Source organism: Sphingobium sp. Z007, assembly GCF_900013425.1.
Lineage (GTDB): Bacteria > Pseudomonadota > Alphaproteobacteria > Sphingomonadales > Sphingomonadaceae > Sphingobium.
In genome coordinates, this window is record NZ_FBXK01000005.1 from 2272836 (window position 1) to 2286398 (window position 13563).

A 13563-nucleotide genomic window follows, 5' to 3' on the forward strand; every position below is an offset into this window, starting at 1 on the left:
GCTACGAAAACAAAATCTGGGACAGCTTGCGCCGCTGCGCCGACACCCACGGATCTTCCAGGCCCACCGCCTCGAAGATGGTCAACAACTGCGTTCGCGCCGCGCCATCGTTCCACGCCCGGTCGCGCCGCACGATCTCCAGCAGCGCGTCGGCCGCGCCATCCCGGTCGCCATTGGCCATCAGCCCGCCGGCCAGTTCGAACCGCGCTTCATGATCGTCGGGATCGGCGTCCACCTTCGCCTGCACGATCGACAGGTCGGCCACCGGCTTCACGTCCCGCGCCAGCGCGATCGCCGCGCGCGCCTGGTCGATCGCAACGCTCCTGGCGACATCGGCGGGCAGCGCATCCAGCACCGCTTCGGCCTCGTCCAACCGCCCCAGCGCCACCAGCGCCCGCGCCAAGCCGGACACCACTTCCACATTGTCGGGCGCCATCGCGTCGATCTGGCTGAACACCGACAGCGCACGCTCGGCGTCGCCCGCGGCCAGCACCTCTTCGCCCATGGCGATCAGCGGCGCGATTTCCTGCAACTGCGCCTTTTCGTCCGATTCGATCGGCAATTGCGCCAGCAACTGGTCGAGATATTGTTTGAGCTGTCCTTCGGTCCGCGCCTGGGTCAGGTCCGCGACCGGCTGGCCCTGGAACACGGCATAGACGGTCGGGATCGACTGCACCCGGAACTGGCTCGCGATAAAGCCATTCTCATCGACATTGACCTTGACCAGCTTGACGCCCTTGGCCGCATAATCGGCGCAGACCTTTTCGATCACCGGGGCCAGCTGCTTGCAAGGGCCGCACCATTCCGCCCAGAAATCCACGATCACCAACTGCGTGCGCGAAGGCTCCACCACATCCTGGCGAAACGCCTCTACCGCCGCCTTATCGGCCTCGCTCAATCCCAGGGTCGCCACGCGTCTTGTCTCCTGTCCATGCGGTCATCCGCCGCCGTCATACCGCGCCTTATGTGGGGCGTCACCCCTTTGGGACAAGATGAGGGCAGGAAAGGATCGAACACTATCCTGTTCCGGCCCTCTCACCCGACCGGCTATCCCTGGTGGATAGGATTTGGGCGGCCGGGCGTGGGAAAGGGCCGGTGCGGCGCGATGCGGCGCAGCGCCGTCAGGCGCTCAAAAAGTATAACCCACGCCGACTGCGCCGACCCACTGGTTGCGCGACCCCACGTCCGCCACGATCGGCGAATCGCCATATTTGCCCAGCACCCGCGCATAGCCCGCCAGGCCGAATATGGCCCAGCCCTTGCGCAGGTCGCCCGACAGCGACTTGCCGGCCGTCAGGTTGAAACTCATCCGCTTGAAGCCTGACCCTCGCCCCGCGCGGTCATACACATCCAGCCCGCTCGCCAAGCTGTCCTGCGGCGAGATATCGAAATAGTAACGGCCATATTTCTTGCCGACATAATCGGCCGACGCGCTCAAGCCGACAAAGGTCGTCACTGACAAAGGCGTGAAATATTCGATCGTCGGCGTGATGACCATGCTGTCATGCGCACCCGCCACATCCTTAGTAACGGCGACTCGCGCCGACAGATTGTCGTAATCGCTGGTGATGATCCCGGTCTTGCTGACGCCGACGAACCCGCCGACCTCCACCGCCATGTCGCGCTTGCCCAGCGCCCGCACGGCGTCATCCTTGATGCCCTTGCGGCTGGTGCGGTCCATGCGGACATTGACCACGGGACCAACCTCAATATTAATGCCGGTGCCGATCGGATCGGGGATCGCGTCGAAGTAAAGTGTCGTCCCCCGCGTCCAGAAGGAGTAATCATGCACCTTGCCGCGCGCCTGCGCGATCGGCATCACGCGATAGGAATCGGACCCTTCATAGCTGGGGATTGCCGCGCCGCCCACGCCGATCGTGAGCGTGCTGTGCTGCTCTTCTTCCTGCGCCATCGCGGGCGCGAAAAGGGGCAGAGCCGCGACGAGTGTCGCGGCCAGTCGGCTGCGGAAAAAATGCATGATGGCCCCGTTCCTCAAGATGCTTATGGGCCGTAGAATGTTTTGAGACGGTCACCGGTTCCCGCCCCAAGGTCGAACGGGGTGTTTCACAGGAAATATTTGAGCCGGATCACCTGCTCCACCGGCGCACCCGCGACCCGAAAGCTGGCCGACGCAAAGCGCGGCGCGCCGAATCTGAGCACCGGATTGCCCGAAAAGCCCACCCCCTCGCGCGGGATGCCGGCAAAAGTGTCCAGCTTGCCATTGCCATTTTCATCATGAACGATGGCGATCGCATAATTGCCCGGCGGCAATGTGCCCAGTGGGATCGGCCCCCTTTTCACCGCCACGGTGAAATGGCGCTTGTCCGGGTCATCGGTGCAATCGGGGAAATGGTCGGCGGATCGGGTTATGCACACCAATATCTGCCCCTTGTCGGACCGCAGGCCTTCCAACGTCACGCTCAATGGCTGCCCCTGGCCCGCCGCCGCCGTCGTTCCAGCCATGGCCATGATAACCAGCCCTCCTAACAGCTTCACGCGCGCATCTTCTTGAATTCACCCAAGCCCTTGTCGGTGCCGCACAGGCGATCCCAGACGCGGAAATACAGCCCGTAATTACAGTTATACTGGTCGTGATGCCGCTGATGATGGGTCGCCGTAATCAACCACCCGCCCATCGGCCCGCGCACCAGCCAGCGTGGAAACATCTCCCACCCCATATGGTTGCTCACGCCCATGACCGTCATGATCGTCAGCACGCATCCCAGCGCGCCGACATGAATGGGGATCAGGAACACCAGAGCCGGGATCACCACCGCCCCGGTCAGCGCCTCCCAGGGATGAAAGCTCATCGCCGCCCAGGCGGTCGGCGGTCGGCTGGCATGATGCACCGCATGGGCGATGCGGAACAGCTTGGGCCGGTGCATCCAGCGATGCGTCCAGTAAAACCACGTATCGTGCGCGGCGAGATACAGCAGCACCGACACCGGCAGCCACCACAGCGGAAAGGCGTGCACGTCGCTATAGATGCGCGTCCAGCCCCGTTCCTGCCAGCCCCATGCGACCACGCCCGCGGGCACGCCATAGATCAGCGCGGACGCCAGCGACCAGCCAATCTCCCGCCCCATCTGCTTTTCCAGCCCGCGATATAGCCCCGGCTGGCGAATCCGCGTCGCCAGCGCAAACCCGCCACTCGCCAGCAGATAGCGCACGCCAACAATGACGCTCATCGCCAGAGCGGACAGGAGGATGGCTGCGACCATGGGGTGCGCTATACAGACTTATTGATAGGTGACGAATAGGGTTGGTCGAGATTTCGTCCAGATGGAGCCGAAAAGCGTGATTTTCGAGTAACGGAGCGCAGCGTACTTAAAGTACGTGAGCACCGGAACGCAGAAAAGCGCGCCTTGCAGGCCCATATGGGCGGAATATCGGCCGACCCTATGTTCGCGGCCGCGCCTGGCGATAACTCCCCAACTGCCGCACCCATTTGGTATGGAACTCCAGTTCCGCGAGCGCCCGATCGACCGCCGGGTCGCCCGGCATCCCCTCGATATCGCAGAAAAACTCCGTCGCGGCGAAACTCGCGCCGCGCTGATAGCTTTCCAGCTTGGTCATATTGACCCCGTTGGTCGCAAAGCCGCCCATCGCCTTGTAAAGCGCGGCGGGCACATTCTTCACCTCGAACAGGAATGTCGTCATCACCGGCCCGACATTCGCGACCGGCATCTTGCCCTCCTGCGCCAGCACCAGGAATCGCGTCATATTGTCGTCGCTATCCTCGATATTCTCGGCGATGAGGCGCAGGCCGTACAGTTCCGCCGCCAGATAGGGCGCGATCGCCCCTTCGCCCGGCAGCCGGGTTTCCGCCACCAGCGCCGCCGCGCCCGCCGTATCGGCATAGGCGACCGGCTGGATGCCGCGTTCGCGCAGATAATGGCGGCACTGGCCCAGCGCCTGCGGATGGCTGATCGCGCTCTTCACCGGGCTGTCGTCCGGCGCCATCAGGCAATGGCGGATGCGCAGGAAATATTCGTCGACGATGTGCAGCCCCGATTCGGGCAGCAGGAAATGCATGTCTGCCACCCGCCCGTGCAGGCTGTTTTCGATCGGGATGATCGCCCGCGCCGCCAGCCCATTCCGCACCGCATCGATCGCATCCTCGAACGCGAAACAGGGCAGCGGCACGCAATCGGGCGCATAGCCCAGGGCGGCCAGATGCGAATTGGCGCCGGGCGCGCCCTGATAGGCGACGGCACGCGCCGGGTCGGCGGCGGCCTTTTGCGCGAGCTGCGCGACGATCGCGCGGGCGGGGGCGGGATAATTTTCCATGACTGGCTGCGCGCTTAGGGTTTCGCCCGCCCCCACGCAAGCATGGGCAGGACGTCCTCGCACGCGAAGGGCGATTTACCGTGCCAACCCGGCTTGCATGGTGGCGTGTCCGCCATTATGGCAGCGCACAAGAGGGGGCGCGGAAGATAGCCGCCAGAACAGAAGCGCAAGGGAAATCGAGCGAAATGGGCGATCGTTTCAATACCGTGGCGGGCTGGGCTTTGTTTGCGGGGATCATCGCGCTTGGCGGTTCGATCGTCAGCTCCAAATATTTCCATGACGAACGGCCCGAAAAGATGGGCTATGCGATCGAAGGCGTCGAAGCCGAGGGCGAAGGCGGCGGCGACAGCGGCCCCGGCCTCAACACCCTGCTCGCCAGCGCGGACCTCGCGGCCGGTGAGAAGGTGTTCGCCAAATGTGCCGCCTGCCACACCGTGAACCAGGGCGGCGCCAACGGCATCGGTCCCAACCTCTACGGCACCGTCGGCGAAGCGATCGCGGTCGGCAAGGCCGGCTTCGCCTTCTCCGACGCGCTCAAGAGCAAGGGCGGCAACTGGTCGTTCGACAATCTCGATGCCTGGCTGAAAAGCCCGCGTGAATTCGCGCCCGGCACAAAGATGACCTTCGCCGGCCTCGGCAACCCTGCCGACCGCGCCAACCTCATCGCCTGGCTAAACACACAGGGGTCCAACCTCCCTCTCCCCGCCGCCGACGCCGCCCCTGCCGCTGCGGAAGGCGCGAACGCCGCCGAAGCCGGCAACGCCGCCAATGCGACGGAAGCCCCCGCGGCGAACGCGACCAACGCCAGCGAATAAGCGGCGCTGATAAGCAAACGATAAAGGGCGCGGCGCCGATTGCCGCGCCCTTTATCGTTTGGGCGCTTTGGTCATTATAGCGAACGTAAGAATTGCGTCATCTAGGTGCGCTGGCAAAGGCGCGGCATACTGATTGGCTATAAGTCGTGGCGGTGCGGTTCGCGGCTGGCAGGGAGTATGATGATGACTATGCGCTTGCGGATCATATTGGGCGTCCTATGCCTGACGCCGACCTTTCCCGCTCAGGCCACAGCCCGCGACCCATCATCCAGCCTGGCGGACGCGCGCCCGGCTTCACGGGCGCAGACGGCTGTTGCAGGCCAGATCGATCGCTACATCGCGTCGATCAACAGCGGCGACGTCGAGGCGGCCAAAATGCTCTGGGATGACAGCAGCGACATCACCTTCATCAACACCACCGGCCTGCATAAGGGTTGGCCCGCGATCAACGGCGCTGTCCACTCGTTTTTCCGCGATAAATTCACCAGGCGGGATCTTCGCCTGGTCGCTAAACCCACAATACAGATTTTTGGCAACGCGGCGGTCGCGCAGTTCATCTGGGATTTCGACGGCACGATGACCAGCGGCAAGGAACTTCACACGCGGGGTGGCCGCGAAAGCCAGCTATATGTGCGAACGGGCCAGCATGGATGGCGGCTGGTGCATGCGCACTACTCGCTACAGCCGCCACCGATCACGCCTTAAACCTAGTCGATCCCGCCCTGCGGCGCGCAGGCCTCAGCGCTCCGCCACCAGCAGCTTGTCGATCTTGCGCCCGTCCATATCAACGATCTCGAACCGCCATCCCTGGTCGTCGATAAAGTCGCCCACTTCCGGCAACCGCTTGAGCAGCCACAGCGCATGGCCCGCCACCGTCGCATAGTCGCGGTCTTCGGACAGGTCGATGCCGATCCGTTCGGCCAGCTGGTCGATCGGCATCTGCCCCGACACCAGCAGGCTGCCGTCCTCGCGCTCGACCATGTCCGGCTCGTCATAGGCGTAGCGGTCCGACGCGAAATGGCCCGCAATCGCCGACAGTAGGTCCGCCGGCGTCACGATCCCCTCGAAATGGCCATATTCGTCATGGACCATCACCATGGGCACGTCGGACCGGCGCAGCACTTCCAGCGCGTCCATGGCATCGACCTGATCCGGCACCACGTCGGCCCGGCGCATCAGCGCCCCGACGTTCAGGGATTCGCCCCGGAACAGCGCGGTCATGATGTCGCGGGCCTGGACGATGCCGATAATATCCTCCACCGACCCGCGCCCCACCGGCAGGCGGGTATGCGGCGTGTCGAGCAGCTTGGCGCGAATCGTCGCATCGTCGGCGGCGATGTCGATCCAGTCGACGTCCATCCGTTGCGTCATCACCTCGCGCACCGGCCGGTCGGCCAGCCGCACGACGCCCGATATGATCGCCCGTTCGCTCTCCTCGATCACGCCCGACTTGCTCGCCTCCGCGACGATCAGGTGCAGTTCTTCGGCCGTGACATGGCTTTCCGATTCGCGGTCCAGCCGCAACAGCTTGAAGATCAGGCTGCTCGACCCGTCCAATATCCACACGATCGGCGCGGTGATCTTCGACAGCCACAGCATCGGCGTCGCCATCACCACCGCGATCGGTTCGGGCGCACGCAACGCGAACTGCTTGGGCACCAGCTCGCCCACGATCAGCGAGGCGTAGGTGGTCAGCCCGATGACTAGCGCAAACCCCGCATTTTCCGCCAGATTGGGCGCCAGGCCCAGCATCTGCATCCGTTCGCCCACCGGCCCGCCCAGGCTCGCGCCCGAATAGGCGCCCGTGCCGATGCCGATCAGGGTGATGCCGATCTGCACGGTGGACAGGAACTTGCCCGGATCGCTGGCCAGCGCCAGCGCCGTGGTCGCGCCCTTGCGCCCGGCCTTCTCCAGCCCCTGCAGCCGCGGCTTGCGCGCCGACACGATGGCCAGTTCGGACATCGCAAAGACACCATTCAAGGCAACGAGCGCCAGGATGATGACAAGATCGGCCCAGGGAAAGGGCGTCGGATTATGGAGGGGGATCGTGGCCATGGTGGTCAACTACCTCCTATAACCACTAATCTTTCAATTTCACAACATCCCCCTCATTATCCGTTCAGTTCGCATGTGGAACAAACGTCATACTCGCCCATTATGGGGGCAGTCGCTCCTAAAGGAGCGCGAGAAGACAAGGGAACAGGATCATGAGGATTTCTCACCGCATCATCGGCGCCGCGGGGCTGGCCGCCATGCTCGCCACCACAGCCTGCACCACCGATCCGAACACGGGTCAGCGCAGCATTTCGAAGGCGGCGATCGGCGGCATCGGCGGCGCGCTGGGCGGTTATCTGCTGGGCGATCTGGTCGGCGGCCGCAACGACCGCACCGAAAAGATCCTGGGCGCAGGCATTGGCGCGGTCGCGGGCGCGGGCATCGGCGCCTATATGGACGCCCAGGAACGCAAGCTGCGCGAAGAAACCGCCGGCAGCGGCGTGGACGTGATTCGCGACGGCGACAATCTGCTGCTGCGCATGCCGTCCGGCATCACCTTCGCCTATAACAAAGCGGACGTGCAGCCGCAGTTCCAGCCGACGCTGAACGACGTCGCCTCGGTCCTGTCGCAATATCCCAAAACCTATATCGACGTATATGGCCATACCGACAGCGACGGTGCCGACGCCTATAACCAGACCCTGTCCGAACGCCGCGCGCAATCGGTCGCCAGCTATCTGGCAAGCAAGGGCGTCCAGTCCGCCCGCATCGGCACCCGCGGCTTTGGCGAGACCCAGCCGATCGCCTCGAACGCGACCGAAGAAGGCAAGGCCTCCAACCGCCGCGTCGAAATCAAGATCGCCCCGGTGACGGAAGCCGACGTGAAGGGCTAAACCGCAAAAGCTCCTCCCCTCCCGCTTGCGGGAGGGGAGACTTAGCGAGCCGTAGGCGAGATTAGTCGCAGCGGGGTGGGCAACCACCCCCGACCCTCAAAAACTCGCCTTCAACCCGTCGATGACAAACTGCGCTGCCAGCGCGGCGAGCAACACGCCCAGCAGCCGCGTAATAACCGCCTCGATCTTGCGCCCCAGCAACGCCATCAGCGGCCCGGCCGCCAGCAGCGATCCCAGCATCAGCAGCAACGTCACCAGCACCGCGCCCAGCACCACCATCCGCTCCGACAAACCGTCGGCCCGCGACATCAGCAACATGACGGTGGCGATCGACCCCGGCCCCGCGATCATCGGCATCGCCATCGGAAAGACCGAAACATCCTCGATTTCCGGCGTTTCCACGATCTTCTGCGCCCGATCCTCGCGCCGTTCCGTGCGCTTCTCGAACACCATGTCCATCGCGATCAGGAACAGCATGATCCCGCCCGCGATCCGAAAACTGTCGAGCGCGATGCCCAACGTGCCGAGCAATTGCTTGCCCCACAAAGCGAAGACGAACAGGATCGCCGCGGCAATGCCCACCGCCCGGATCGCCATCGACCGGCGCTGCGCATGGCTCGCGCCATTGGTCAGGCTGGCATAGATCGGCGCGCAGCCGGGCGGATCGATCACCACGAACAGGGTGATGAAGGCGGAGATGAACAATTCGATCATGATCCCGCCTTTACCCTGTCGTCGATCACCGTCTCATAGGCCGCGCCAGTCCACATCCGCACTGTCACCTGTCGGCTGCCGTCGGTCGCGCCATCCGCGTTCCAGACCAAGCTCTCGTCGGGCGGCGGCGGCATGTCACCCTTCTTGCCCGGCGCTGGCGGCGGCGGCGGACCATCCGGTCCGCGCTTGCAGGTGGCAACCTTGCCGCTCATAAACTCCGGCGTCGCGCGAGGCGTGGCCAGGGTATCGCCATGGTCCAATATCCACTGCCAGCGCCCCTTCTTGTCGCGGCGCCAGATGGTGGTGAAATAGCCGACCGTCCCGTCCGGCTGCGTCCAGTTGCCGCTACTCGCCGCCAGATTGCCGTCGCACGATACATAGACGATGGACGGCGACCAGCTGACCGAAACGGCCGGATTAGCCTGTTTTTTCAGCCAATCCTTCGCCAACACCCTCTGCGGCACGAACATCACCGCGTCATCGGCCGCCGTCTCGGCAAAAGCGGTCCACTGTCCCTTTTGCTGCGCCAGCCGATTAAACGCGATCTCCGCCGCGATCACGCTGCTGGGATCGGGCTGGAACCGCAAAGGCGGTTTGGCAGCGACCAAAGCCGCCGCCCCCAAAGCCAGCAGCGCCAGCCGCGCCCTCACAACCCCTCCGGCTTGCCCAGCCCCGCCCGCGCATGGGCCGCGACCAGCGTGTTGCGCAACAGCACGGCGATCGTCATCGGCCCGACGCCGCCCGGCACCGGCGTAATCGCGCGGACATGGGCCAGCGCCTCGGCGGTGGCGACATCGCCCACGATCCGGCTCTTACCCTCTTCCTCGGTATCGGCGACCCGGTTGATGCCGACATCGATCACGGTCGCGCCCGGCTTGATCCATTCGCCCTTCACCATCTCGGCCCGCCCCACGGCGGCCACCACGATGTCGGCGCGATGCACCACGCTCGCCAGGTCGCGGGTGCGGCTATGCGCGATCGTCACGGTGCAGCTTTCGGCGAGTAACAGCGCCGCCATCGGCTTGCCCACGATATTGGAGCGGCCCACGACCACGGCCTCCAGACCACTGAGGTCGCCCAGCTCGTCCTTCAACAACATGATGCAGCCCAGCGGCGTGCACGGCACCAATGCCTCCTGCCCCGTCGCCAGCTTGCCCGAATTGACGACATGAAACCCGTCCACATCCTTGGCCGGATCGATCGCGCCGATCACGGCGGCCTCGTCGATATGCGCGGGCAGCGGCAACTGCACCAATATGCCGTCCACCCGGTCGTCCTGGTTCAACTCCTCGATCAGGTCGAGCAGATCCTCCTCGCCGATGCTGTCGGGCCGCTTGAACTCGAAACTTTCCATGCCCGCTGCGATCGTCATCTTGCCCTTGGACCGGACATAGACGCTGCTCGCCGGGTCTTCGCCCACCAGCACCACGGCCAGCCCCGGCTTGCGCCCGGTCGCTTCGACAAAGCCCGCAACGCCTTCGCCCACCTTGTCGCGCAGGGTGGCGGCGAACGCCTTGCCGTCGATGAGCTTGCCGATGGTCATGTCAATTCTACCCATGTGTCGAGAAGGGCGGTCAGGCGCGCCAACGCCGCGCCCCCGCCAATAATCCGCAACCGCTTTAGCCGGTTGGTGTCGCCCGATTCCAGCAAAATCGCCCCCTTGGGCCAATCCAGCCGTTTCGACAGCAGCGCGATCAACGCGCCATTAGCCTTGCCCTTTTCCGGCACGGCCCGGACTCGCGCGGACAGCCAGCGCGCGCCGCGCTCATCAACCCAATACCCGCCGATATCGTCCCGCGCCGCACCCGGCGTCAGCCGAACGGCGATCAGCAGGTCGTCGCCCGCTACCGTCCATACAGGATGCGGGCAGACAGGATTCAGGCCGCGGCCCGCATCAGCGCCGCGAACAGATTTTCGCGCACCGGCCCTTGCAATATGATCACCGCCAGCAACACCACCATCGGCGACAGATCCAGCGCGCCCAGATCGGGCAACACCTTGCGCACCGGGCGATAGAGCGGCTCGGTCATCCGATCGAGCGCATAGAGGCCGTTGCGGACATATTCGTTCGACGTATTGATGACGTTGAACGCAATCAGCCAGCTCAACACCGCCTGCACGATGATGATCCACCAGACCGCCTCCAGCACAATATAGACGATGCCGTTCAGGGCGTTGAGAAGTTCCAACAAGCTACCGGCCTTCCATGCTGCGCTGCCGCGAATGTGATGGCATATCTAGCGGCGGGGGCATCCCGCCACAAGCGGCGCGCGATGCTTATTCTACCAACGACAGGTCAGCCCGGCATCGTCCCCGGCCGGATATGGCCGAACATATGGGCGACATAGTCCGCCTTGCCCAGCGCCACCCCCTGCGCCCGCAGGATCGCATAGGCGATCATCAGGTGGAAATAAAATTGCGACAGTGTCCAGTCGCGCGCATATTGCTCCGCGGTCAGGTCCAGGATGATGCCATTGGGCAGCGCATGTTCGACCGGCGCGCCTTCAACCATATCCAGCGCATCGGCCGACAGGCTCTCCAACAGCGCGATGGCCTCGCCGATCCGCGCCTTCGCGTCCGCAATCGAACCGGGCCGCTCCCCCGCCTCGCGCCCCTCGTTCAGCAGCACGTCCAGCGAGGCGGGAAACGCCTCCCCCTGCAACCGATAGACCGCCTCATGCGCCTGCACGCAGGCAAAGCGGATCTGCGTCGCCAGCGGATACATGTCCGGGGCCAGCCGCGCCGACAGCAACGCCTCCGCCTGTCCGGCGGGCAATTGCGCCTGCGCCTTGTCCAGCCAGCCCGACAGCGTGCCCAACATCTGGCTATAGGCCGGGACGATCAGAGAGGTCAGTGTCATCGGGCGTTCCTTATTTCCGCACCAGCGTACCAGCACCCTGGTCGGTGAAAATTTCCAGCAGCATCGCGTGCGGCACCCGGCCATCCAATATGACCGCGGCGTCCACCCCGCCCTCGACCGCGCGGACGCAGGTTTCCAGCTTGGGGATCATCCCGCCGCTGATCGTGCCGTCCTGTTGCAGCACGGCGATCGCCGCGGGATCGAGGTCGCTCAGCAACTGCCCCTGCTTGTCCAGCACGCCCGCAACATCGGTCAGCAGGAAGAAGCGCGACGCGTTGAGTTCGGCTGCGATCGCGCCCGCCATCGTGTCGGCGTTCACATTATAGGTATGGCCATCCACGCCGATGCCCACCGGCGCGACGACCGGGATGATGCCCGCCTGCGCCAGCGTATCCAATATGCGCCGATCGACCGACACCGGATCGCCGACAAAGCCTAGGTCGACATTGCGCTCGATCCCCGAATTGGGGTCCGCCTCGCGCCGGCCGCCGACCTTTTCACACAGGACCAGGCCCCCATCCTTACCTGAAATGCCGACCGCGCGCCCGCCTGCGCCTGCGATCCAGCCGACGATTTCCTTGTTGATCGATCCGGCCAGCACCATTTCGGCGATCTTGGCGGTTTCCGCATCGGTCACCCGTAAGCCGCCCACGAACTGCGATTCGACGCCCAGCTTCTTCAGCATCGCACCGATCTGCGGCCCGCCGCCGTGGACGACGACGACATTGATGCCCACCGCTTTCATCAGCACGACATCCTCGGCGAAATCGCGCGCCGCTTCGGGATCGCCCATCGCATGGCCGCCATATTTCACAACGAAGGTCTTGCCCGCATAACGCTGCATATAGGGCAGCGCCTCGACCAGGGTTTCGGCCTTCGCCAGGAGCGCGGGATCGGGGGCGTGCTTGCTGTTCATGCGCGGGCGCATAAGGCCATATGCAGCCCGCCGCAAGGTTTGCGCACACTCCCACCGTGCTCCTGCGAAGGCAGGAGCCCAGTCTCACGCTGACGAGGGGTGACTTTACATTATCCCGTTCGCTTCGAGCGAAGTCGAGAAGTCGATAGCGCCACGCCCATGTTTCTCGACTTCGCTCGAAACGAACGGAACAGGCTGGATCGCCCTGACGTCAGCAGGCTCTCCCCATCGCCGCATCATACGCCCCAACTTCATATAGTTAGTTCGCCAACTAACGATAATCGCAACCCGCTCACAACTGTCGCACTCCTTGTCTCAGTTGCGATCCAGCCGCCGCCCCAGCGCCACCAGCAGATAGATGACCGGCGGCACCAATATGGCCGACAACAGCACCTTGGCCAGCATCTGCCCCAGCAGCAATTCGCCGATCGGGAACACCCCGTAAAAGGCGATCGTCACGAACAGCAGCGTATCCACGATCTGCGACAGTATGCTGGCGACCGCCGCCCGCAGCCACAACAGGCGCGCGCCCTCCCGCCCTTTCAACATCGCGAACAGGGTCACGTTCAACGTCTGTGAAATGCCATAGGCGATGATCCCGCCCAGCCAGATACGCGGCGTCCCACCCATCATCATGGCAAAGGCTTCTGCCCGCTTAGGGTCCATGTCGCCCGCCGCCGGCGCCGCCAGCACGACGATCGACAACAGGATCGACGCGATCAGCGGCAGGAAACCGATCTGCACCAGCCGATTGGCGACGGCGCGGCCATGGAGTTCCGCCACCGCACTGGAAATGGTGACCAGCAACAGGAAAGCGAAAATCCCCGCCTCCACCGCCAGCGGTCCTAAGCCCACCATCGGCCCGATCCCCGCCAGCGGCCCCAACGCCACCTGCTTGTTGCCCAGCACGCCGGCGATGCAGACCATCCCGCCATAGAAGATCGAGAAAGCGAAGAGCGAACGGCTGATGGGCGCGGGCAAAGCAGTCATCGGCCGCCCTTACCGGGATTCATGCAATGGGGGAAGAGTTGCTAGCGGCTGCCCCTTTCTTCTCCCCGCGGGAGAGAAGGATACGCAGCC

17 protein-coding genes are annotated in these 13563 nt (G+C 64.2%); 3 read left to right on the plus strand and 14 right to left on the minus strand.

What is annotated here, in order from left to right; genetic code table 11:
* Position 1: 1 nt before the first annotated feature.
* The 5 genes from CEQ44_RS19000 to CEQ44_RS19020 all read right to left on the minus strand — a co-directional run bounded on the left by CEQ44_RS19000 (position 2) and on the right by CEQ44_RS19020 (position 4290).
* Entirely contained in the window at positions 2-913 is a 912-nt protein-coding gene (locus CEQ44_RS19000; protein WP_088183368.1) for a tetratricopeptide repeat protein, read from the minus strand.
* A 216-nt stretch (positions 914-1129) separates the two neighbouring features.
* Entirely contained in the window at positions 1130-1978 is an 849-nt protein-coding gene (locus CEQ44_RS19005; RefSeq protein WP_088183367.1) for a MipA/OmpV family protein, read from the minus strand.
* 86 nt (positions 1979-2064) lie between these two features.
* Entirely contained in the window at positions 2065-2469 is a 405-nt protein-coding gene (locus CEQ44_RS19010; RefSeq protein ID WP_176400264.1) for a DUF2141 domain-containing protein, read from the minus strand.
* Positions 2470-2492: 23 nt separating this feature from the next.
* Entirely contained in the window at positions 2493-3221 is a 729-nt protein-coding gene (locus CEQ44_RS19015) for a sterol desaturase family protein (RefSeq protein WP_088183366.1), read from the minus strand.
* A gap of 178 nt (positions 3222-3399) precedes the next feature.
* Positions 3400-4290 (minus strand): prephenate dehydratase, encoded by an 891-nt coding sequence (locus CEQ44_RS19020; protein ID WP_088183393.1) that lies wholly within the window; start codon positions 4288-4290, stop codon positions 3400-3402.
* A gap of 185 nt (positions 4291-4475) precedes the next feature.
* Here CEQ44_RS19020 and CEQ44_RS19025 point away from each other — a divergent pair, with 185 nt between their 5' ends.
* Together CEQ44_RS19025 and CEQ44_RS19030 are read left to right on the plus strand one after the other, a co-directional pair.
* Positions 4476-5105: a cytochrome c family protein gene (locus tag CEQ44_RS19025; protein WP_088183365.1), complete on the plus strand. Its 630-nt coding sequence runs from the start codon at positions 4476-4478 to the stop codon at positions 5103-5105.
* 183 nt (positions 5106-5288) lie between these two features.
* Positions 5289-5810: a nuclear transport factor 2 family protein gene (locus CEQ44_RS19030; protein WP_176401070.1), complete on the plus strand. Its 522-nt coding sequence runs from the start codon at positions 5289-5291 to the stop codon at positions 5808-5810.
* A 33-nt stretch (positions 5811-5843) separates the two neighbouring features.
* Here CEQ44_RS19030 and CEQ44_RS19035 read toward each other — a convergent pair whose 3' ends face one another.
* A complete protein-coding gene (locus CEQ44_RS19035) occupies positions 5844-7160 on the minus strand; it encodes a hemolysin family protein (RefSeq protein WP_088185648.1) in 1317 nt (438 codons plus the stop codon).
* Between the two features lie 152 nt (positions 7161-7312).
* Between CEQ44_RS19035 and CEQ44_RS19040 the strand changes: the two genes are divergently transcribed.
* On the plus strand, positions 7313-7993 hold the full coding sequence (locus CEQ44_RS19040) for an OmpA family protein (protein ID WP_088189835.1): 681 nt from the start codon (positions 7313-7315) through the stop codon (positions 7991-7993).
* Between the two features lie 96 nt (positions 7994-8089).
* On the opposite strand, the gene CEQ44_RS19045 is transcribed toward CEQ44_RS19040, so the two are convergent.
* The 8 genes from CEQ44_RS19045 to CEQ44_RS19080 all read right to left on the minus strand — a co-directional run bounded on the left by CEQ44_RS19045 (position 8090) and on the right by CEQ44_RS19080 (position 13473).
* Positions 8090-8707, minus strand: coding sequence for a MarC family protein (locus CEQ44_RS19045; protein ID WP_088189836.1), 618 nt, complete (start codon positions 8705-8707; stop codon positions 8090-8092).
* Positions 8704-9357: a DUF4440 domain-containing protein gene (locus CEQ44_RS19050; protein WP_088185703.1), complete on the minus strand. Its 654-nt coding sequence runs from the start codon at positions 9355-9357 to the stop codon at positions 8704-8706. Before CEQ44_RS19050 ends, CEQ44_RS19045 begins: the two co-directional genes overlap by 4 nt.
* Positions 9354-10250 carry a bifunctional methylenetetrahydrofolate dehydrogenase/methenyltetrahydrofolate cyclohydrolase FolD gene (gene folD / locus CEQ44_RS19055; protein WP_088185704.1) on the minus strand — a complete coding sequence of 299 codons (897 nt, stop codon included), beginning with the start codon at positions 10248-10250 and terminating at the stop codon, positions 9354-9356. Before folD ends, CEQ44_RS19050 begins: the two co-directional genes overlap by 4 nt.
* Positions 10247-10642: a DUF167 family protein gene (locus CEQ44_RS19060; protein WP_254913656.1), complete on the minus strand. Its 396-nt coding sequence runs from the start codon at positions 10640-10642 to the stop codon at positions 10247-10249. Before CEQ44_RS19060 ends, folD begins: the two co-directional genes overlap by 4 nt.
* Positions 10585-10899: a YggT family protein gene (locus tag CEQ44_RS19065; RefSeq protein WP_254913647.1), complete on the minus strand. Its 315-nt coding sequence runs from the start codon at positions 10897-10899 to the stop codon at positions 10585-10587. The genes CEQ44_RS19060 and CEQ44_RS19065 overlap by 58 nt, the downstream gene beginning before the upstream one ends.
* A gap of 104 nt (positions 10900-11003) precedes the next feature.
* On the minus strand, positions 11004-11567 hold the full coding sequence (locus CEQ44_RS19070; protein WP_088185706.1) for a DUF1993 family protein: 564 nt from the start codon (positions 11565-11567) through the stop codon (positions 11004-11006).
* Positions 11568-11577: 10 nt separating this feature from the next.
* On the minus strand, positions 11578-12495 hold the full coding sequence (argB, locus tag CEQ44_RS19075) for an acetylglutamate kinase (RefSeq protein ID WP_088189837.1): 918 nt from the start codon (positions 12493-12495) through the stop codon (positions 11578-11580).
* A 303-nt stretch (positions 12496-12798) separates the two neighbouring features.
* Entirely contained in the window at positions 12799-13473 is a 675-nt protein-coding gene (locus tag CEQ44_RS19080) for a queuosine precursor transporter (protein WP_088189838.1), read from the minus strand.
* Positions 13474-13563 lie beyond the last annotated feature (90 nt).

Coding starts and splice junctions, on each gene's coding strand:
- CEQ44_RS19005 (WP_088183367.1), bottom strand. CDS start 1,978: ATGCATTTTTTCCGCAGCCGACTGGCCGCGACACTCGTCGCGGCTCTG.
- CEQ44_RS19010 (WP_176400264.1), bottom strand. CDS start 2,469: ATGGCCATGGCTGGAACGACGGCGGCGGCGGGCCAGGGGCAGCCATTG.
- CEQ44_RS19015 (WP_088183366.1), bottom strand. CDS start 3,221: ATGGTCGCAGCCATCCTCCTGTCCGCTCTGGCGATGAGCGTCATTGTT.
- CEQ44_RS19020 (WP_088183393.1), bottom strand. CDS start 4,290: ATGGAAAATTATCCCGCCCCCGCCCGCGCGATCGTCGCGCAGCTCGCG.
- CEQ44_RS19025 (WP_088183365.1), top strand. CDS start 4,476: ATGGGCGATCGTTTCAATACCGTGGCGGGCTGGGCTTTGTTTGCGGGG.
- CEQ44_RS19030 (WP_176401070.1), top strand. CDS start 5,289: ATGACTATGCGCTTGCGGATCATATTGGGCGTCCTATGCCTGACGCCG.
- CEQ44_RS19035 (WP_088185648.1), bottom strand. CDS start 7,160: ATGGCCACGATCCCCCTCCATAATCCGACGCCCTTTCCCTGGGCCGAT.
- CEQ44_RS19040 (WP_088189835.1), top strand. CDS start 7,313: ATGAGGATTTCTCACCGCATCATCGGCGCCGCGGGGCTGGCCGCCATG.
- CEQ44_RS19045 (WP_088189836.1), bottom strand. CDS start 8,707: ATGATCGAATTGTTCATCTCCGCCTTCATCACCCTGTTCGTGGTGATC.
- folD (WP_088185704.1), bottom strand. CDS start 10,250: ATGACCATCGGCAAGCTCATCGACGGCAAGGCGTTCGCCGCCACCCTG.
- CEQ44_RS19070 (WP_088185706.1), bottom strand. CDS start 11,567: ATGACACTGACCTCTCTGATCGTCCCGGCCTATAGCCAGATGTTGGGC.
- argB (WP_088189837.1), bottom strand. CDS start 12,495: ATGCGCCCGCGCATGAACAGCAAGCACGCCCCCGATCCCGCGCTCCTG.
- CEQ44_RS19080 (WP_088189838.1), bottom strand. CDS start 13,473: ATGACTGCTTTGCCCGCGCCCATCAGCCGTTCGCTCTTCGCTTTCTCG.